We start from the raw sequence: 20,259 nt of genomic DNA on the forward strand, positions 1-20,259 counted from the left end.
GAAATAATTCCCTTTCAGTTTAGCCGTTGTGTGGTACAATTAAAAGGTGAAAATAATGTTAAGAAGATAGAACGTTGGACAAAAATTTGTAAAGAAGCGACAGAGCAATCTTATCGGAATCAAGTGCCATTGATTCATGATGTTGAAAGTGACTTAAAAGTTTTGAAAAAATATCAAAGTGATATTAATCTTGTTTGTTATGAAAAAATTGCCGAAACTGTTTCGGCAAAAGAATTTTTACAACAAGATTTTAAAACAATTACAATTGTAATTGGACCAGAAGGGGGGGCTTTACCCCAGCGGAAATTGCTGTTTTATCTTCATATCGTTATCATCCCGTTTCATTAGGAGAACGGATTCTGCGAGCAGAAACAGCACCAGTTGCTCTTTTGGCAATAATTATGTATGAAAAGGAATTATAGGAGAAGACAAAGATGACAAAAGTAGTATCGATTAAATCACTAGTTAGTGTTGCAAATATAATTTTATATACCGCACTAGTATTAATTTTTCTAATTTTAGGCTTACAAAAATGAGATATCCCAGCCGTGACAGGTTATAAAATTGGTTATATTTTAATCGGATTTGCTGTTATTATTTTTATTATTTATCATTTAGTTCGTATTCATGAGTTAAAAAAAACACCTTTTCAATTATTACGAAAACATATTATTTTTATACAATTTTTTTATATTGGCCAATACTTAATTTTTGCCATTAGTTTATTTTTTTTAATTTTAGCTAATACAAAAGTTTTAAATTCATCGCAAATTTGTATTTTCTGATATGTCTGATTTCCAACAGTCTTTATTGGGACAATTGCTTGCTCAGTATCAGAATCAATTGTTCGTGTTGAAGAACGGATTTTTATTGTTAAGAAAAATTGACAAGATTCAAAACAATGAGAAAAAGAGGAAGCAGCAGCGAAAAATGGTCTGGAAGAGGGAAATGAAGGCCAAGCAAAAAAAGGCGAAAATCCTTTCTTTGATGATGATAAAAATCCTAATTAGTGTAAATTGTAAATACCAAATCATAAAAAGTTAACTATTAATTTAGTTAACTTTTTTTAAGTTAATTTTTAAGTTAATTATATTATAGGAGGTTGAAATTATGCAAATAAAGCGGTCGCATAAAGAAAAGAAGGGTTTTTAAAAAACTTAGAAATTGAGTAGAATAATAAATCATTTACTAAAATGGTTTATTTATTTATAAAACCATAATTATAGATTAATTTAATTGAAACAGAGAAAAGACAGCATCTTATTTTTATATAATAAAAAACTTTATAACAACTTTTTGATGTCCTCTTTAAGTTGTTTGCACATTTATTAAATATCTTAGAAATCTTTACAAAAAATGTACCTGTTCTTATTCTAATTTAAGGTGTTGTCTCTTCTCTGTCTCGGTATATTAATCTCTATTGGCACACTTAATTACTTATTAAAAAATTAATATTTAATATACGATCTTTGAAAACTTAATAGTATTTTTCAGTGTGCCAATTTTTACTATTTTGGCACATTTTAAATGTGCCAAAATTTATTTTTACTATATATTTAATATATTTATTTAAAAGACAGAGATATAAAGAAATAAAAAAAAGAAAATATTAATATTTCTCTCACTCTCTCATAAATAATTAGTTAATAACAAAATTAACATATTTGTTAATAAATAAATTAGAGTAAAAGTAAGTAAAAAGTATTAATAATATATTTATTTCAATCTCTATCACAAACAAATAATATAAATATATTAAATTAAATATTTTTGATAAACATATCTTAAAATTATATAAAAAATAATGCTAAAAAAATATTTAATAATTTTAGATTAATAAAATAAAAAAATAGGATGATAATTTAATGAAATAATTTAAGACTAATTTGGGTAAGTTAACAAATACTAATGCTTTATCTTTTATCAAAACATTAGAAAATGATAGCGTTGATTTAATATTAACTGATCCACCTTATTTATATGATTTACCAACAAGAAAAAAAGAACTGTATACTGTAAAACTAAATCATAAAAAGTTAATAAAACTATAACAAATTAAAAATAAAAAATGGGGAACAAAATGATAATCGTGGAAAATTACTTAATATTAGAGATTATAAGCAATTTTTAAATGATTATGGAAATTATTTAAGTTTTAGTGGAATTTGAGAAATGGATACTCTTGATTGTGGTAATTTTTATTTGTTAGTTTTAGTAAATCGTAAATAAAAAATACTTTTTAGACTGCACCCTGTTTAGTAAGTATTAATAAAAAGGTTTACAAACTTTCATTTATTATATATTTTTCTTTTTGGTTTGAATATCATTTATTTCATTTTTTAACATCATTAATATATTCATTATGAGATTTATAATTTTTATTATGGATTGTTCCTTTTTTAAGTAATGAATGAAAACTTTCAATAATAATGTTGTCTGCACAATGATAATTTTTACCCATTGAAATTATAATTTTGTTATCTAAACATTTACTATTATAATCTTTAGATGTATATTGATATCCGTGATCTGAATGAATTATTATTTTATTTAAATCTTTTTTTTTATTTTTTTAATTTTATTAATTGCATCATTTAAATTATCAATTACAAGTTTGTTATTATTAAATTTTGATCATTTTACATCAATAATTTCTTTAGTATATCCATCAAGTATTGTTGATTGATAATGTTTTTTACCATTTCAAATTAAATAAGTTACATCAGTAAATAAAATTGAAAATCTTTCTTTAATATCATTAAAATTACGATTTACTAAATCAGGATATTTAATTATATTTTTATTTCTATTTTGTTTTATTAATATTTTTCTACGTATACGCTTTACATATTCAGCTTGAATATTATTTTCTTTCATAATTCGCAATACTTTTTTAGCATTATAAACAATGCCATAATCTTCTTTTAAATATTTGGTAATTCGACGATAACCAAATTGTTTTAAATTTTCTTCATAGACTTTTACAATATTTTTTAATGATTCGCTATCCTTACCATTACTTGAATAATTTTTATATTTATCTCAATAACTATGCTTTAAATCTGTTATATCAAGTAATAAATTTAGTGGATATTTATTAATGTTTTCTTTGATAAAAGATACAATTTTTCTTTTATTTAATTGTAAAAGTCATGAAGCTTTTTTAGTAATTCATACCTAACTTTGTAATAGTTTAAATCTCTTTTTTCAAATGATTCTTTTGGACCTTTATTGGTGTTTAAAATTCCTTTCTTAAAATTTTCATACCATGAAGCAACAGTTTTTTATTAATTTGATATTTTTTTGCAATAAAACTTATACTATTATTTTTAACCTCTTGTACTATCATTTTTCGAAAATATGCTGTATATTTATTAAATTTTTGTCCTTTTCTTGCCATATAAAAATGCACCTCCTTTAAAGTTTAGCAAAGACTTTTTTTCTTTACTTACTTTTTTGGGTGCAGTCTAGTTGATAATCTTCAATTATTACAATAACTTTATTTAAATAAGATCAAATTTTATTTTTAAATTGATTTAATATTAAATACATATTATTTATTGCTTCTTCTTCATTTTTGGAATTAAAAGTAATATTATTAATTATTTTCTTTTGCAAAACATTATAAATAATAATACCAGTTTGTCCAATTCCAGCAGGGTCAATTGCAATAATATATTTTAATTTATTTCTTTGATTTTTTGGTTAATTTGTAATATTTTTCATCCATCGGAAGCTAAATCTAAAATATCGTTAATTTTGTAATGTTGCATATAAGAAGCAATAACATCTCACTTATCTTTAAATAAATTTAAGTACATTTTGGCTCATTCTAAACATTGCAAATCATAATGCTTTTTATGATGTGAAATATGACAATTGATAGGTTGACAATTAACTCAATCAAAAGATGTTGTTATTTCATTTCAAGTTTTATTAATATACAAACTTTTATATTCTGGGATTTTATCTATACTCCTTAATTCTTTTTATTTGTTGCTCAAATTTCATCATTAATATCATTTACCGTTACTGGATAAGCTCGTATCATTAATTTTTGTAATTTATTTTTACTTTTTTTATTTCATTTTTTCATCAAATATTTTCCTTTCTGTAAAAAAACATAATATTCCTTTATTGGTTAATATTTTGATATTTAGTAAATAATTTATTTTAGTATTTAATTACTTCGCCGCCCGCTTCACTTTGAAGGTGAGCGGGCGGCAGATAGGATATTTTTATAGAGTTTACCCCCATACGGAAATAAACAAAAAAATAGTTTACCCAGTTATTAATTACGCTTCATCCATCCCTAGACAACTTTATATAAAGAAAATAACCTTTTGGAGTTCCAACCCTCTTGTTTTTTTAGTGTCCGATATTGTTTTTTTCGGTTTAACAACACTCTTTTTATGAAAACAAGCCAAAAAACACATGATCTGACATTTCGCAAGTGATTAATCTTGCCGAGAATTAAAGAAATAAATAGGAGTAGTAAATCCAATCGCTTTCATACTTTCTTTAAGGCTTCGTGCCATAGATGAGTTATCCATCTTTAAGCATCAAAATATTAAGTTTTAGATTGCATTATTCATCAGATAGTACCTTTATTAAAAATGATATTATTAGTAGTTGAACCGAAAAAATATAATAAATCACAGAAAGGAAATTATAAAAATTAACTAATTTGTAGGGAAAAAATAGGTTAATTTTTAATTTTAAAGATACTATCTGATTAATAATGCAAATAAAAAAATCGCTCTAATAAGCGATTACTTTAATTTATATTTAATTACTTTATTTATAATTTTTATAAAACCTCAACTTTTTTCTGACTACCAAAATATTTAAAATGTTATAATTATTGTACAATAATTATAACATTTTAAATATTTTAGGAGGTAAAGTATGAAAAAATATGAAAGATTAGATTTTAATGAAAGAGTAAATTTGGAAAAATTAAAAAATAATGAATTATTTAAAAAGGAAAATGGAACAATTAATATTCGAAAAATTGCTAAGCAAATGAATAGAAATTATAGAACTATTTGGCAAGAGTTAAATATGTTTGATAATATTAATGATTATAATGCTGCAAAAGCACAAAAAATACATGATAAAAATAAAAAACAATGTCGTAAATATTCAATGTTAAATTCACAAGAATTAAGTTATTTTTCTAATGAATATAATAATTTTGGTCGTTCGCCACAAAATATTATTACTTCGTATGAATTACAATATAATGTAAAATTTGGTGTATGTTTTAAAACAATGTATAAATATATTAAATTAGGTTATTTTAATTTAAAAAAAGAAATGTTATATATTAAAAATAAAAAAAGAAAAACAAAAAATGGGGAACAAAATGATAATCGTGGAAAATTACTTAATATTAGAGATTATAATAAATTTTAAAATGATTATGGAAATGATTTAAGTTTTAGTGGAATTTGAGAAATGGATACTCTTGATTGTGGTAATTTTTATTTGTTAGTTTTAGTAAATCGTAAATCAAAAATACTTTTTTATCATATTTTATTTAGTAAAAAGGCAAGTATTGTATTAACAATTTTAATGAAAATGATTAAATAAATTGGTATTAGTAAATTTAGTTGTATTTTAACCGATAGCGGAAAAGAATTTTATAGATGAAAAACAATAGAAAAACACTTTAAAATAAGAGTTTATTTTTGTGATCCTGGTAAACACCTTGCCAGAAAGCATTAGTAGAAAGAATAAATAGAGATATAAGGCGTTGATTGGGTCAAAATGAGCCATTAATTAATATTCGTAGTAGATTAAAATCTATTTTAGATATATTAAATACCATAATTAGACCTTGCTTGGAAAATTTTACATCAAGACAATAATTTAAAAAAATTTTTTTAAATTATTGTCTTGATGTAAAATTTATTTTTTGTTGTGTTTAATTTTATAATTTTAAAAATAAATATTAAAAAAAACTAGACTGCACCCAAAAGAGTAAGTAAAGAAAAAAAGTCTTTGCTAAACTTTAAAGGAGGTGCATTTTTATATGGCAAGAAAAGGACAAAAATTTAATAAATATACAGCATATTTTCGAAAAATAATAGTACAAGAGGTTAAAAATAATAGTATAAGTTTTATTGCAAAAAAATATCAAATTAATAAAAAAATTGTTGCTTCATGGTATGAAAATTTTAAGAAAGGAATTTTAAACACCAATAAAGGTCCAAAAGAATCATTTGAAAAAAGAGATTTAAACTATTACAAAGTTAGGTATGAATTACTAAAAAAGCTTCATGACTTTTACAATTAAATAAAAGAAAAATTGTATCTTTTATCAAAGAAAACATTAATAAATATCCACTAAATTTATTACTTGATATAACAGATTTAAAGCGTAGTTATTGAGATAAATATAAAAATTATTCAAGTAATGGTAAGGATAGCGAATCATTAAAAAATATTGTAAAAGTCTATGAAGAAAATTTAAAACAATTTGGTTATTGTCGAATTACCAAATATTTAAAAGAAGATTATGGCATTGTTTATAATGCTAAGAAAGTATTGCGAATTATGAAAGAAAATAATATTCAAGCTGAATATGTAAAGCGTATGCGTAGAAAAATATTAATAAAACAAAATAGAAATAAAAATATAATTAAATATCCTGATTTAGTAAATCGTAATTTTAATGATATTAAAGAAAGATTTTCAATTTTATTTACTGATATAACTTATTTAATTTGAAATGGTAAAAAACATTATCAATCAACAATACTTGATGGATATACTAAAGAAATTATTGATGTAAAATGATCAAAATTTAATAATAACAAACTTGTAATTGATAATTTAAATGATGCAATTAATAAAATTAAAAAAATAAAAAAAGATTTAAATAAAATAATAATTCATTCAGATCACGGATATCAATATACATCTAAAGATTACAATAGTAAATATTTAGATAACAAAATTATAATTTCAATGGGTAAAAATTATCATTGTGCAGACAACATTATTATTGAAAGTTTTCATTCATTACTTAAAAAAGGAACAATTCATAATAAAAATTATAAATCTCATAATGAATATATTAATGATGTTAAAAAATGAAATAAATGATATTCAAACCAAAAAGAAAAATATATAATAAATGAAAGTTTGTAAACCTTTTATTAATACTTACTAAACAGGGTGCAGTCTAATACAAGGTAACTTCTAAGCATTATTTGATTTAATTTATTAATTATGTATTTATTTAACTTTTTCTTTTTCATATATATCCCTTTGTTAAATTATTTTATTAATTTTTTTAATTCTCTTTTTTTAATTCGCTGGCACTCACTCTCGAGTGAAAGTGCCAAAGCGAGAATTAGTTATATAATTAAGGTATTTATCTATTTATTTACTTCGCCGTCCGCTTCACTTTGAGGGTAAGCGGTTGCGGTATATTATTCAATAATCGACAGTTGTTTTTTATTGTTTACACCAGATAATTCTCTCTCTTCATCCGCACCATTTCAGGTCAAAACGTTCAGTTTTTAAAATAAATTCACTAGCACCTTGAAGAGCCTAGTGCTGCCTTTGTGGTTTGTTTTAAACCGCTGCCACTTCTAAGAAGTAATATCTATCGCAAATTTATTTATAAAGTGATCATCTCAATATTTATTGTCGTTTGATGTTGACCATACACTTATCACGACTATCGCTTAGTTAAATATAACCAGCGCCGATTTACATATTTCCTCATACACTATTTCAGTACTTGCCTCGGCGGCTGGCTGTGGAAAATGAATTATTTAATCCATTTAGTACTTAATTATTAATAAATAACCGTTCCACACTACATTAAGTTGTTTTATAAAATTTAAGTTTAAAAGAACCAGTTTTATCATCAAAGATAATTTTTGAATTTTCTAAGCATTTATAAAACCGCTTTTGTTTTTTATCTTTTGTTCGATTTAATAAATCTTTATGTTTTTCACAAGTTCATAAAACTCTATTTGATACAAATTCTTCGGTAATGAACGATATTGTTTTATAGCAGTTATCAATATCGCAAATTTTTTGTTGCTTATTAATTGCCATTACTTACTCCTTCCTTTATTAAGTTTTTTATTTATTAGCAAATTAATTAACTAAAGCAGAGAAAGGACAACACCTTAAAATAGGAGAAAAACAGTTACACTTTGTAAAGATTTCTAAGATTTTTAATAAATGTCTAACACAAATTAAATACGGTAACAAAAATTATGATAAAAAGTTTCTATTTTAAAATTTAAGATGTTGTCCTTTCTCTGAATCAATTAATAATTTTTGTTTTATAAATAAAAAACAACTCTTTTTATTTAACAAGAGTTGTTTTTTAGAGCTTTATCGTACATGATGCCTTTTATTAACTTTTTATGATTTAGTTTTACAGTATACAAAAAAATTATTTAGAAAAACATATGTCAAAGAGGGATTTTCCATTTGTCTCATAAGTAATTTTATCATTTACTTTTGCTGTAACTTTAAATTTAACATCTGTAAAACTTAATTTAAAATCAACAGCATTTAAAATTTGGTTTAAATTAACGCTATCATTCTCACAAACAATAGCAGTAAAGTCTTCTCAGTTCCGTGCTTTATTTTTAAATTGTAAGGTAACTCGCCCACTGTTCATTGTAACATCGTTACTTTTTAACTCAGTATTGCTTACACCTAAATCACGTAAAATATTAGATCCGGCATAAGTCATTAATGATGGTCCTAAAAAAAAGTTAATTTTAGGAATAAATAAATTTAAGTATGATTTAATTCCTTTTCATGTTGCTGGTTGCAGAAGAATAGAGTTAAGACTATCAATTCCTTGCTTATCTTTCTTTGAAACAAAAATATCTAAAATACTTCCGACTAGTAAAGTTGGCTTTAACCCAAAAAATGATTTAACTATCCATTGGCCAATTTCTCCGAAAAATCCCAGCGATATTCGATATTTACTTTCAGTTTTTTCATATTCTGCTTTATAACCAACTAATAAGTGAAATACTAAACTATCTAAATTTGTCCCAGTATTCTGATAAAAGTAATCACCCTCGCCAAAAGCAGCATTAATGTTAGCTTTTAAGTCTGAATTAACTTGTGATAATAAATACTGAACTAATGGTAAAATTATATTATGTGTTTTTTCACATTCTGCTTTTCCATCTTTAACAAATCATTGTAATAACGCAATTAAATCAGGCGCAGCATTATGTAACAAATCTCTAACTGTTCCTTTCCCTTTAATTGTTTTATTAAAAGAAATATCTTTATCAAGATAACTGTTAATATTGACTCCGATATTTTTGACACTATTAGTAATAATTTCTAATACATTATCAAATTTTGAAATAAAATCAGATTCCGCAATTTTTATTAAATTAATTTTCATAATTTCTTCCTTTGGTAACGGAATAAGCCCGATAAAACTATATAAGTCAGCAAAAGTTAGATTTATTCCTGCTTTAATCTGTAGAAATGGTAAATCAATTTTTTGTTTTATATCACTTGTGCTACTAATCTTGTTAACAGCATTTTTTACATGTAATAATTCATTGACAACTCATTGAATTATTATATATAATTCTTCTTTATCTTTTCTTAAAATACTAACGCTAGCAGTCCCATTAACAATTTCCAAATCGCCTTTGGCTTCTTGTTGTTCTGCGATAGCTAATGTATTAGATTGCTCATTACCACCGACAATTTTTGGTTGAACAAATGTTTTATCATTTTTAATCACTAATTTATAATTTTCTAAAGTATGGCGATTCCCTAACTCTTCAGCTAATTGTTCGTTTGTTATCATTAATGATGAAGCTAAAAATGGTATTTCAGTATATTGTTCTAATTCCCGTTTAATAGTTTCAAGCGATGCATCGTTTTGTTTAGTATGGCATGTTGTCGTAGATATAGCGCTGACTGCAATTATTAAAACAGATCCTAAAAAAGCTAATAACTTTTTCATTTTCTTTCCTCCTCATTTTAATTTAGTTCTTGTATACTGTAAAACTAAATCATAAAAAGTTAATAAAATTATAACAAATTAAAAATAAAAAACAATAATTACAAAAAATATTAAATTAAAAATAATATTTTTAATATTTATTTTTAAAATTATAAAATTAAACACAACAAAAAATAAATTTTACTAATCTTAACAAACACTAATTTAATTTAAAAAATTTTTTTAAAATATTGTCTTGATGTAAAATTTTCCAAGCAAGGTCTAATTATGGTATTTAATATATCTAAAATAGATTTTAATCTACTACGAATATTAATTAATGGCTCATTTTGAGCCAATCAACGCCTTATATCTCTATTTATTCTTTCTACTAATCCTTTCTGGCGAGGTTTACCAGAATCACAAAAATAAACTCTTATTTTAAAGTGTTTTTCTATTGTTTTTCATCTATAAAATTCTTTTCCTCTATCGGTTAAAATACAACTAAATTTACTAATACCAATTTATTTAATCATTTTCATTAAAATTGTTAATACAACACTTGCCTTTTTACTAAATAAAGTATGATAAAAAAGTATTTTTGATTTACGATTTACTAAAACTAACAAATAAAAATTATCACAATCAAGAGTATCCATTTTTCAAATTCCACTAAAACTTAAATCATTTCCATAATCATTTAAAAATTGCTTATAATCTCTAATATTAAGTAATTTTCCACGATTATCATTTTGTTCCCCATTTTTTGTTTTTCTTTTTTTATTTTTAAAATATAACATTTCTTTTTTTAAATTAAAATAACCTAATTTAATATATTTATACATTGTTTTAAAACATACACCAAATTTTACATTATATTGTAATTCATACGAAGTAATAATATTTTGTGGCGAACGACCAAAATTATTATATTCATTAGAAAAATGACTTAATTCTTGTGAATTTAACATTGAATATTTACGACATTGTTTTTTATTTTTATCATGTATTTCTTTGTGCTTTTGCAGCATTATAATCATTAATATTATCAAACATATTTAACTCTTGCCAAATAGTTCTAGAATCTCTATTCATTTGCTTAGCAATTTTTCGAATATTAATTGTTCCATTTTTTTAAATAATTCATTATCTTTTAATTTTTCCAAATTTACTCTTTCATTAAAATCTAATCTTTCATATTTTTTCACACTTTACCTCCTAAAATATTTAAAATGTTATAATTATTGTACATAAATTATAACTGTAAATTGTAAAGAAAAAAACCGCATATGACGTTATTTGGTGTTTGGTATTTTAGCCTTGTTAATTATTATTATTGCAATTAAATTATAAAAATTAACCACAATTGTGGTTTTTATTTTTTTTTTCGTTAAAATGTAAGGAGAGCGAGGTAACAATGATGACAACTCCCTATTTAAATGTTAGAACAAGTTATAGTTTATTATCATCTTTAATTACATTTGATAAATATTTTAATCATGCTATGACAACAGGTTTAACATCGTTAGCAATTTGTGACAGTAATATGTTTGGGATTTATGAGTTTCATCAACTTTGTCAAAAAAATAAAATTAAACCAATCGTTGGCTTAAATGTTACTATTTTATTTAATGATGTTACTTATAATATGAATTTATTCGCGCGTAATCAACAGGGTTATTTTAATTTAGTTGAAATTTCATCCATCATGATGATTAATGCCGAACATAAAAAACTTTTAACATTAGATGAAATTAAACAATTTTTAACAGCTGATGTTAAGATTATTATTAATTATACAACGGATAATTATCAACGAGCCCTGTACCAAACGCTACAGAGTATTTTAAAACAAGAGACTGATTTATATGTAGGGATTAATAATGATAATTTATCGTTATTAACTTCTTTTCAAACATTACTAGCAGCGGAACAAATTATTTGAAATAATAAAGTGCAATATTTTACTAGTGAAGATTTTACTGCCTACAAAGTTGTTGATACGATTAAAACACAGACTTTATTTAAAGAGAGTAAATTGCAAGATTTCTATGGTTGAGTAGCGCCGTCAAACCTTTATCACCAATATTTTGATAATATTAATTCTTTTATTGCAACAATTGATTTTTTTCCATTGCATAAAGGTACTATTTTTGATAATTTATTACATTATCCAATCCCGGATAATCAATCAGCGCAACAATTTTTACGAGAAATCTGTGAGACAGCCTTGGCACAAAAAAAGATTACAAAATTAAAAGCAACATATCTTGAACGATTAAATTATGAATTAACAGTTATTAATAAGATGGGTTTTAATGATTATTTTTTAATTGTCTGAGATTATGTTCGGTATGCTAAAGAACAAAACATCTTTGTTGGTCCGGGACGAGGAAGTGCTGCGGGTAGTTTAGTTAGTTATTTATTAGATATTACAACAATTGATCCAATTACTTATAATTTACTTTTTGAGCGTTTTTTAAATCCTGAACGAAAAAGTTTACCTGATATTGATATTGATTTTGAAGACGATAAGCGGGAAATGGTGGTTGAATATTTATTTGAAAAATATGGTAGTGAGCATGTTGCTCATATTATAACTTTTCAAACAATTGGGGTGAAAATGGCCATTCGGGATATTTGTCGTATTTTTGATATTGCAATTGAAGAAGCGGACAAAATGAGTAAAGCAGTTCCATTAGAATTTAATTATCATTATGAGCAAGGAATTAGTGCTAATCCTCTTTTTGAAATTTATCAAAAAAAATACCCCCAAGTCTTTTTGCATTTAAAAAAAATTATTGGTTTACCACGGCAAACAGGAACCCATGCAGCAGGGGTTGTTTTAACCCAACAACGATTACAAACAATTATTCCGATTAAAGAGGGATATAATGGCATTTATCAAACCCAATATTCAATGAATTACTTAGAAGAATTGGGAATTTTAAAAATGGATTTATTAGGATTACGGAATTTAACTATTTTACATGATGTTGTTAATAATATTTATCAGGAAACAAAAGTAAAATTAGATGTTAATACCTTGCCGTTAAATGATCAAAAAACGTATCAATTGTTAGCGCAAGGCGATACAAAAGGGATTTTTCAGTTAGAATCACCTGGTATGACAAAGGTTTTAATTGATATGGTTCCGGACCAATTAGAAGATATTGTTGCAACTTCATCATTGTATCGTCCGGGACCGCAGGATAATATTCCTTTGTTTATTAAACGAAAAAAAAAATTAGCGAAAGTTACTTATATTGATGAACGTTTAGCAGAAATTTTAGCCCCAACATATGGGATTATTGTTTATCAAGAACAAGTTATGTTAATTGCCCAGAAAGTTGCTAATTTTTCCCTAACGAAAGCGGATGTTTTTCGTCGTGCGATGGGGAAAAAAGATGCCACAATTATGAGCCAAATAAAAACAGAATTTATTGAAGAGGCAGTGAAAAATCATTATGTTGAGAAAACCGCTCAAGAAATATGAGAATTAATTTATAAATTTGCGGCGTATGGTTTTAACCGTAGTCATGCGGTTGCTTATTCATTATTGGGTTATCAAATGGCGTATTTAAAAGCAAACTATCCTTCGCAATTTTTGGCTAGTTTGTTAACACATGTTATTGGTGATGAAAATAAGACTCATGATTATATTAATTTAGCAAAGAAAAATCATTTAACAATTGTCCCACCAAATATTAATGCCCCATATCGCCAATATTATACGGTTGATAATCAAATTTGTGTGCCATTATTAATTATTAAACAAATTGGTTTTGCCTTTTTTAATAAAATTGCACAAGAATATCAGACGAATGGTTTATTTACCGATTTATATGATTTGTTTATTCGCTTGTATAAAAAGGGGTTAAACCGTAAAACTTATGAAGCATTATGTTTTTCGGGGGCGTTAGACTTTTTTAAATTAAATCGAATTACAGTATTTAATAATTATCAACGGATTCTTACTTATATTGAACTAATTAAAACCCAAGAAGAAAATGAAAATTTAGTTGTTGACTTTTCATTAGCGGAAAAACCAGAATTAGTAATTGAACCAGATGATGAAGTTGTTTGTTTGGAAAAAGAGTATGAATTTTTAGGATTTTATTTATCGAACCATCCTTTGAAATATCTTCGTGAAAAAGAGGGATACCAAGATAAAATAACCTTAATTAGTAATTTACGATTAACATTGGGTTTAACAAATGTTTTAGTTTTAGTTAAACGGGTAAAAACAATTACGGATAAAAATAATAATAAAATGGCTTTCTTAGATTGTTACGATGAAAGTGGCGAAATTAGTATTACTGCTTTTGCCGGAATATATAAGGATTATGCAAATTTATTAAAAGTTAATAATGTTTTATTATTAAATATTCGTTTAGGGACATATAATAATAAGATTAATGGTATTATTAATCGCATTAAATTTATTAGTGGGAAGCAAGAGTAAATCTTTATTGAACTTATTACAACTGTAAATTGTAAATACCAAATCATAAAAAGTTAACTATTAATTTAGTTAACTTTTTAAGTTAATTTTTAAGTTAATTATAGGGGGTTGAAATTATGCAAATAAAGCAATATTTAATTTTGCGGTCGTTAGTAAAAAAGTATGATAAAGATATTGTTTTAATAGACTGCACCCAAAAAAGTAAGTAAAGAAAAAAAGTCTTTGCTAAACTTAAAGGAGGTGCATTTTTATATGGCAAGAAAAGGACAAAAATTTAATAAATATACAGCATATTTTCGAAAAATGATAGTACAAGAGATTAAAAATAATAGTATAAGTTTTATTGCAAAAAAATATCAAATTAATAAAAAAACTGTTGTTTCATGGTATGAAAATTTTAAGAAAGGAATTTTAAACACCAATAAAGGTCCAAAAGAATCATTTGAAAAAAGAGATTTAAACTATTACAAAGTTAGGTATGAATTACTAAAAAAGCTTCATGACTTTTACAATTAAATAAAAGAAAAATTGTATTTTTTATCAAAGAAAACATTAATAAATATCCACTAAATTTATTACTTGATATAACAGATTTAAAGCGTAGTTATTGAGATAAATATAAAAATTATTCAAGTAATGGTAAGGATAGCGAATCATTAAAAAATATTGTAAAAGTCTATGAAGAAAATTTAAAACAATTTGGTTATCGTCGAATTACCAAATATTTAAAAGAAGATTATGGCATTATTTATAATGCTAAGAAAGTATTGCGAATTATGAAAGAAAATAATATTCAAGCTGAATATGTAAAGCGTATGCGTAGAAAAATATTAATAAAACAAAATAGAAATAAAAATATAATTAAATATCCTGATTTAGTAAATCGTAATTTTAATTATATTAAAGAAAGATTTTCAATTTTATTTACTGATGTAACTTATTTAATTTGAAATGGTAAAAAACATTATCAATCAACAATACTTGATGGATGATATACTAAAGAAATTATTGATGTAAAATGATCAAAATTTAATAATAACAAACTTGTACTTGATAATTTAAATGATGCAATTAATAAAATTAAAAAAATAAAAAAAGATTTAAATAAAATAATAATTCATTCAGATCACGGATATCAATATACATCTAAAGATTACAATAGTAAATGTTTAGATAACAAAATTATAATTTCAATGGGTAAAAATTATCATTGTGCAGACAACATTATTATTGAAAGTTTTCATTCATTACTTAAAAAAGGAAGAATCCATAATAAAAATTATAAATCTCATAATGAATATATTAATGATGTTAAAAAATGAAATAAATGATATTCAAACCAAAAAGAAAAATATATAATAAATGAAAGTTTGTAAACCTTTTTATTAATACTTACTAAACAGGGTGCAGTCTAGACTTAATTCTTTTAATTTTCTTTGTGGTCTAATTTCATTATAAAATTTAATATATTGTGGAATCATTATATATATATATATATATATATATTCTTTGTTTCTAAAAATACGTTTTAATGTTTCAAAAAATTCAGTTTTAAAAGTTCCAAATCAAGATTCAGTATGACCATTATCTGGTGAAGATCCTCTTCGTGACATTGAAATTATTATTCCCAATTTTTTACACAAATTTGTAAATATAAAATTTGTATACTGTAAAACTAAATCATAAAAAGTTAATAAGATTATAACAAATTAAAAATAAAAAACAATAATTACAAAAAATATTAAATTAAAAACATTGTTTTTAATTTAATATTTTTTGTAATTATTGTTTTTTATTTTTAATTTGTTATAATCTTATTAACTTTTTATGATTTAGTTTTACAGTATACAAAAAAATTATTTACCACATTTACTATCACCTTCATTGATAGTAAACCATTCATCATCTATCTTTTGAATAACAAAACTACAATTTTCACACTTACTTAAATCTTCGCCTAAACTTATTAATTTATGCATAATATCTCTACTTTCTAATTTTTTATTATATTTTATTTTATTTAAAATAACAATAACAATTATTGAAGAGGAAAATAATAAAGAAAACAAACTTGAAATATATATTTGTATTTGATTTGTTAAGACACCATAAATAATTCAAATAATAGAATTTAAAAAAATAAAAAACAAGGTTATTTTTGATAGAGATTTTGTATTTTTTTGTATTAATACTTTAATTGTTTGCGGTAATAACGTTATTAAACTAGTAACAAAACCAATTCAAGCTATAATATCAATTAATATTTCTTTTATATTTTAAACTTCATTTATTTTATTTCTTTAATAAGTTCTTCGTATGCTTGTTTTTGTCGTCAATAATATTTACTGTCTCAATTACTTGCTAATTCGTTTTCGTTTGTTAAAAAAGTTTCAGAACTTTTTAATATTATTTTAAAACAATAATTTAAAAATCCCTTTTCATCTAATCACTCATTAATTAATATTAAATTTTTATCACTTTTTATAGTATTCAATATTATTTTATATTCTGGTATTTTTCTTTTTTCTCTTTTGCAAATATATTTTAAAGTATTAATTAAATCTAAAATTCCCTTAAATGCTCCCAAGCCTTCATTAATAGGAATTATAATCAAGTCAGAAATAATTAATCAATTTAAACTTAATTCATCTACTGTTGGTGGATAATCAATTAAAACATAATCATAACTATCAAGTGTTTCTTTATTAGTTAAATAAATATTTTCAGCAACAAAAAATTTATCATTATTCTCATAAAGTTTTTTTAATAAAAAATTTACTTTTTTTACTTTTTCTCTACCAACAATATAATCAATTTCTTTATATTTTGTATTTTGAATAACTTTTTTTAAAGAATTATTCTTGTTAAAAACAAAACAATCTGATATTGTTTTTTCTAAATTAACTTCTGTACCTTTTAATTCAAAAGTTATTGTTGCCTGTGGGTTTAAATCAATTATTAAAAATTTTTTATTTTCTAAAGCAAATTTATATGCGACATTTTTACAGAGCGTTTTTTTCCCAACAACCCCAACCTTTTTATTATAAAAACTAATCATTTTCATTGTTGTTGTTTTCCCTTCTATATCTTTTTCTTAAAATTCTATTCATAAGAGTTGTGTATTTTAACTCTTTTTTGCTGCTTCTTTTTTAAATTCTTTTACTAATTCTGAATCACATGTCATAGTTGACATTTTTTGATTTTAATATTTATCATTTTCTTTTTTAAATGCTATTGTATCTTCAATTTTTTCTAATTTTTTTCTGTTTTTTTCACTTGTAATTGGCATTAAAAAAATTTCCTTTCTAATTTAGATTATTAATAATCTAAATAATCTAAGTTAATAATACCTTTATTTTATTAACTTTTCAATAAAATAATCTAAAGATTATTTTATATATAATATTACATAATTAATTTTTGTTATGATTAAACTCATTAAACTAACTTTCAATGCGTTACAGACGATAATTTTATAAAAAACAATAAAAACCCTTATTTTATAAGGAATAATTAACTATGTTCGTTCATTTAAATATAAAAATGAAATTTTAGGTGAGCAGTTGATTTTCTGAAATTTTGTGATAAAATAATTTACAAGTTAAAAAGTTTTGAGGTTCTTTCAAATAAATTTGGATAACCTTTATAAAATTCTTCGCTTAACGATTATAATTTTTTCCAAGTATTTTAAAAAGGCTGTGTATACTGTAAAAATAAATCATAAAAAGTTAATAAAATTAAACACAACAAAAAATAAATTTTACTAATCTTAACAAACATTTATTTTTTGTTGTGTTTAATTTTATTAACTTTTTATGATTTATTTTTACAGTATACACAGCAGCTATTATTCCCTAATCAACTTTAATAACTTCTTTATCCTTATAATATCCACATTCACGACAAACTCTATGTGATTTAATTGATGCTCCACAATTTTTACATGATATCAAAGTTGCTCCAACTAATTTAAAATGTGTTCGGCGTTTTCTTTTTGCCTGTTTGGATGTTTTTCGAAATGGTACCGCCATTATTTTTCCTCCTCTGTTGTTTTAACTAATTTTTCCGTGTAATTGTTCTCATCGTGAATTCGCTTGAGCTGCTTGATACGCTGCAAATTCTTCTTCGGAAAAAACTTGCCAAGTTGAATCACCACTAGTTATTTTATCACTATTTTTCGATAAGCTAATAGGACTATTCATAATTATTTCATCTCACACATACTTTATTATATCAAAATTTTTCTCATTTAATTAATTAATATTGCTTTTTTTAAAAATTTAAAACTATATTTATCATTTCACTCTAAATTAACCGGAACAACAAAATGTTCCAATGTATGGGTATCTTCAACCACAATTTCGCCAATAATTGTTGCTGCAATATTAATTGCATTAAGATCACAGTGATAATTAATAACACCTTTCACCTGCCCTGTTTTAAGAGACTGTAAATTTTAATTCAATTAAAACTTTAATTCCTGGCCCCATTGTTGTTGTTATAGCAATATTTTTAATATATGCTCCTTTAACAGCAGCAGGTTTGACCTTACGAATTGTTTCATAAATTACATCGTAATTAGCTTTTAAATCTTCTGCTTTGAATGATGCTTTTCCAATAATTGAATGAATGTTTCCATTCTTATCAACACAGTATTCAACTTTCCCTTTTTTAACATCACCAATTGCTTTAGTAACATCTGGCGTAACTGTTCCAGTTTTAGGGTTTGGCATTAGCCCTTTTGGTCCTAATAACTTCCCAATTTTTCCTAGTTCAGCCATAATATCTGGTGTTGCAATAATAACATCAAAATCAAATCAATTTTCTTTTTTAATTTTTTCAATTAAATCTTTACCTCCAACAAAGTCAGCACCAGCTGCTTTTGCATCAGCTTTTTTACTATTTGTTAAAACTAAGATTCGTTGTGTTTTTCCAGTTCCTTTTGGTAACAGAACTGCCCCCCGAATTTGTTGGTCAGCATGACGAGGATCAACATTTAAGTTAAAAGCGACTTCAACTGTTGAATCAAATTTTGTTGTTGCAGTTTGTTTTGCTAATTCAATTGCTTCTACAATTGGGTATACCTTATTTTTATCAACTAACTCAGCAACTTTGTTATATTTTTTTCCAAATTTTGCCATCCTTAGTTTTTCTCCTTCTTACTTGGCATACCTTCAACAACAATTCCCATATTACGAGCAGTTCCTTCAATAATATGCATTGCTGCTTCAACATCATTTGCATTCAAATCAACAATTTTATATTCCGCAATTTTGCGAACTTCATCTGCTGAAATTGTTGCTACTTTTTCATCCTTTGCTTTTGCTGATCCTTTTTGGATTTTAGCTGCTTTTTTTAATAAAATGGCTGCTGGGGTTGTTTTTAATTCAAATTTAAATGTTTTGTCATCAAAAGCAGTAATAACAAAGGGAACAACATCACCCATACGGTCTTTTGTTGCATCGTTAAATTGTGTACAAAACTGCGGCATGTTAATTCCTAATGAAGCTAACTCTGGCCCTGGTTTTGCTTGTCCTGCGTTAAATTCTAATTTTGCAATTCTTGTAATTCTTGCCACGAGCAATTCCTCCTTTTATTCAAATTCTCGCTGTGGTCCAAACGTAATGTTACCATTACTACCACATTTAAGCATATTCTAAAACTTAGAATAAATGCCTAGTTAATTATAACAATAAACAACAAAAAAACAACTTTATTTTAAAATATTACGCTGGAGTTACCCAAAAAATGATATTAAATTAAATTCAATATCATTTTTATAATATTGTATACTGTAAAACTAAATCATAAAAAGTTAGTAAAATTATAACAA

At 24.1% G+C, this 20,259-nt stretch carries 24 protein-coding genes and 6 pseudogenes; 13 read left to right on the forward strand and 17 right to left on the reverse strand.

The annotated features are described in order from the left end of the window. The first annotated feature begins 30 nt into the window (after positions 1–30). From AACK78_RS03100 to AACK78_RS07455, 5 genes and pseudogenes are all read left to right on the forward strand, one after another. Positions 31–348 (forward strand): RsmE family RNA methyltransferase, encoded by a 318-nt coding sequence (locus AACK78_RS03100; RefSeq protein ID WP_338956342.1) that lies wholly within the window; start codon positions 31–33, stop codon positions 346–348. After that, on the forward strand, positions 315–422 hold the full coding sequence (locus AACK78_RS03105; protein ID WP_338956490.1) for a 16S rRNA (uracil(1498)-N(3))-methyltransferase: 108 nt from the start codon (positions 315–317) through the stop codon (positions 420–422). Before AACK78_RS03100 ends, AACK78_RS03105 begins: the two co-directional genes overlap by 34 nt. A gap of 12 nt (positions 423–434) precedes the next feature. Continuing rightward, positions 435–1,010 (forward strand): hypothetical protein, encoded by a 576-nt coding sequence (locus tag AACK78_RS03110; RefSeq protein WP_338956343.1) that lies wholly within the window; start codon positions 435–437, stop codon positions 1,008–1,010. 876 nt (positions 1,011–1,886) lie between these two features. Further along, complete coding sequence (locus AACK78_RS03115; protein ID WP_338956345.1) at positions 1,887–2,051, forward strand: hypothetical protein; 165 nt, start codon at positions 1,887–1,889, stop codon at positions 2,049–2,051. A gap of 1 nt (position 2,052) precedes the next feature. Further along, positions 2,053–2,226: pseudogene (locus AACK78_RS07455) on the forward strand (IS30 family transposase); the annotation flags it as partial. Between the two features lie 52 nt (positions 2,227–2,278). On the opposite strand, the gene AACK78_RS03120 reads toward AACK78_RS07455, so the two are convergent. The 6 genes and pseudogenes from AACK78_RS03120 to AACK78_RS03140 form a co-directional block, all read right to left on the reverse strand. Further along, positions 2,279–2,461 carry a hypothetical protein gene (locus AACK78_RS03120; protein WP_338955504.1) on the reverse strand — a complete coding sequence of 61 codons (183 nt, stop codon included), beginning with the start codon at positions 2,459–2,461 and terminating at the stop codon, positions 2,279–2,281. Between the two features lie 89 nt (positions 2,462–2,550). Next, positions 2,551–2,877 (reverse strand): hypothetical protein, encoded by a 327-nt coding sequence (locus AACK78_RS03125; RefSeq protein WP_338955071.1) that lies wholly within the window; start codon positions 2,875–2,877, stop codon positions 2,551–2,553. A gap of 21 nt (positions 2,878–2,898) precedes the next feature. Then, positions 2,899–3,171: pseudogene (locus AACK78_RS07460) on the reverse strand (hypothetical protein); the annotation flags it as partial. 67 nt (positions 3,172–3,238) lie between these two features. Further along, entirely contained in the window at positions 3,239–3,400 is a 162-nt protein-coding gene (locus AACK78_RS03130; RefSeq protein WP_338954996.1) for a hypothetical protein, read from the reverse strand. Positions 3,401–3,444: 44 nt separating this feature from the next. Then, the gene (locus AACK78_RS03135) at positions 3,445–3,618 is read right to left on the reverse strand and encodes a hypothetical protein (RefSeq protein ID WP_338956347.1); all 174 of its coding nucleotides are present in this window, start codon (positions 3,616–3,618) and stop codon (positions 3,445–3,447) included. A 62-nt stretch (positions 3,619–3,680) separates the two neighbouring features. Further along, entirely contained in the window at positions 3,681–3,947 is a 267-nt protein-coding gene (locus AACK78_RS03140; protein WP_338956349.1) for a hypothetical protein, read from the reverse strand. A 961-nt stretch (positions 3,948–4,908) separates the two neighbouring features. On the opposite strand from AACK78_RS03140, the pseudogene AACK78_RS07465 reads away from it, so the two are divergent. The 4 genes and pseudogenes from AACK78_RS07465 (at position 4,909) to AACK78_RS03160 (ending at position 7,158) form a co-directional block, all read left to right on the forward strand. Then, positions 4,909–5,873: pseudogene (locus AACK78_RS07465) on the forward strand (IS30 family transposase). A 164-nt stretch (positions 5,874–6,037) separates the two neighbouring features. Next, positions 6,038–6,301, forward strand: a complete 264-nt coding sequence (locus tag AACK78_RS03155; protein WP_338956353.1) for a hypothetical protein — start codon at positions 6,038–6,040, stop codon at positions 6,299–6,301. Positions 6,302–6,474: 173 nt separating this feature from the next. Next, positions 6,475–6,540, forward strand: a pseudogene (locus AACK78_RS07470) (hypothetical protein); the annotation flags it as partial. 21 nt (positions 6,541–6,561) lie between these two features. Then, complete coding sequence (locus tag AACK78_RS03160) at positions 6,562–7,158, forward strand: DDE-type integrase/transposase/recombinase (protein ID WP_338956355.1); 597 nt, start codon at positions 6,562–6,564, stop codon at positions 7,156–7,158. A gap of 681 nt (positions 7,159–7,839) precedes the next feature. Here the strand turns inward: AACK78_RS03160 and AACK78_RS03165 are convergent. The 3 genes and pseudogenes from AACK78_RS03165 to AACK78_RS07475 all read right to left on the reverse strand — a co-directional run bounded on the left by AACK78_RS03165 (position 7,840) and on the right by AACK78_RS07475 (position 11,169). Then, on the reverse strand, positions 7,840–8,079 hold the full coding sequence (locus tag AACK78_RS03165; RefSeq protein WP_338955951.1) for a hypothetical protein: 240 nt from the start codon (positions 8,077–8,079) through the stop codon (positions 7,840–7,842). Between the two features lie 346 nt (positions 8,080–8,425). Continuing rightward, on the reverse strand, positions 8,426–9,982 hold the full coding sequence (locus tag AACK78_RS03170) for a hypothetical protein (RefSeq protein WP_338956356.1): 1,557 nt from the start codon (positions 9,980–9,982) through the stop codon (positions 8,426–8,428). Positions 9,983–10,191: 209 nt separating this feature from the next. Next, positions 10,192–11,169 (reverse strand): annotated as a pseudogene (locus AACK78_RS07475) (IS30 family transposase). Positions 11,170–11,378: 209 nt separating this feature from the next. On the opposite strand from AACK78_RS07475, the gene AACK78_RS03190 reads away from it, so the two are divergent. The 4 genes and pseudogenes from AACK78_RS03190 (at position 11,379) to AACK78_RS03200 (ending at position 15,802) form a co-directional block, all read left to right on the forward strand. After that, positions 11,379–14,426, forward strand: a complete 3,048-nt coding sequence (locus tag AACK78_RS03190; RefSeq protein ID WP_338956362.1) for a DNA polymerase III subunit alpha — start codon at positions 11,379–11,381, stop codon at positions 14,424–14,426. A 252-nt stretch (positions 14,427–14,678) separates the two neighbouring features. Then, on the forward strand, positions 14,679–14,942 hold the full coding sequence (locus AACK78_RS03195; protein WP_338956363.1) for a transposase family protein: 264 nt from the start codon (positions 14,679–14,681) through the stop codon (positions 14,940–14,942). A 173-nt stretch (positions 14,943–15,115) separates the two neighbouring features. Beyond that, positions 15,116–15,181 (forward strand): annotated as a pseudogene (locus AACK78_RS07480) (hypothetical protein); the annotation flags it as partial. A 21-nt stretch (positions 15,182–15,202) separates the two neighbouring features. Further along, positions 15,203–15,802 (forward strand): DDE-type integrase/transposase/recombinase, encoded by a 600-nt coding sequence (locus AACK78_RS03200; RefSeq protein ID WP_338956364.1) that lies wholly within the window; start codon positions 15,203–15,205, stop codon positions 15,800–15,802. A 9-nt stretch (positions 15,803–15,811) separates the two neighbouring features. Here AACK78_RS03200 and AACK78_RS03205 read toward each other — a convergent pair whose 3' ends face one another. The 8 genes from AACK78_RS03205 to rplK all read right to left on the reverse strand — a co-directional run bounded on the left by AACK78_RS03205 (position 15,812) and on the right by rplK (position 20,004). Continuing rightward, positions 15,812–16,039 carry a hypothetical protein gene (locus AACK78_RS03205; RefSeq protein WP_338956366.1) on the reverse strand — a complete coding sequence of 76 codons (228 nt, stop codon included), beginning with the start codon at positions 16,037–16,039 and terminating at the stop codon, positions 15,812–15,814. 243 nt (positions 16,040–16,282) lie between these two features. Next, positions 16,283–16,495: a hypothetical protein gene (locus AACK78_RS03210; RefSeq protein ID WP_338956367.1), complete on the reverse strand. Its 213-nt coding sequence runs from the start codon at positions 16,493–16,495 to the stop codon at positions 16,283–16,285. A gap of 218 nt (positions 16,496–16,713) precedes the next feature. Then, positions 16,714–17,490 carry a ParA family protein gene (locus AACK78_RS03215; RefSeq protein WP_338956369.1) on the reverse strand — a complete coding sequence of 259 codons (777 nt, stop codon included), beginning with the start codon at positions 17,488–17,490 and terminating at the stop codon, positions 16,714–16,716. A 790-nt stretch (positions 17,491–18,280) separates the two neighbouring features. Continuing rightward, positions 18,281–18,457 carry a 50S ribosomal protein L32 gene (rpmF, locus tag AACK78_RS03220; RefSeq protein WP_338956371.1) on the reverse strand — a complete coding sequence of 59 codons (177 nt, stop codon included), beginning with the start codon at positions 18,455–18,457 and terminating at the stop codon, positions 18,281–18,283. Positions 18,458–18,478: 21 nt separating this feature from the next. After that, positions 18,479–18,646, reverse strand: a complete 168-nt coding sequence (locus AACK78_RS03225; RefSeq protein ID WP_338956373.1) for a hypothetical protein — start codon at positions 18,644–18,646, stop codon at positions 18,479–18,481. A 29-nt stretch (positions 18,647–18,675) separates the two neighbouring features. Then, positions 18,676–18,855 carry a hypothetical protein gene (locus AACK78_RS03230; protein WP_338956375.1) on the reverse strand — a complete coding sequence of 60 codons (180 nt, stop codon included), beginning with the start codon at positions 18,853–18,855 and terminating at the stop codon, positions 18,676–18,678. Positions 18,856–18,865: 10 nt separating this feature from the next. Next, positions 18,866–19,567 (reverse strand): 50S ribosomal protein L1, encoded by a 702-nt coding sequence (gene rplA / locus AACK78_RS03235; RefSeq protein ID WP_338956376.1) that lies wholly within the window; start codon positions 19,565–19,567, stop codon positions 18,866–18,868. 2 nt (positions 19,568–19,569) lie between these two features. Next, positions 19,570–20,004, reverse strand: a complete 435-nt coding sequence (rplK, locus tag AACK78_RS03240) for a 50S ribosomal protein L11 (protein ID WP_338956377.1) — start codon at positions 20,002–20,004, stop codon at positions 19,570–19,572. Positions 20,005–20,259: the final 255 nt, after the last annotated feature.

Origin of the sequence: Spiroplasma endosymbiont of Polydrusus cervinus, assembly GCF_964019755.1 — a bacterium.
GTDB lineage: Bacteria > Bacillota_I > Bacilli_A > Mycoplasmatales > Mycoplasmataceae > Spiroplasma.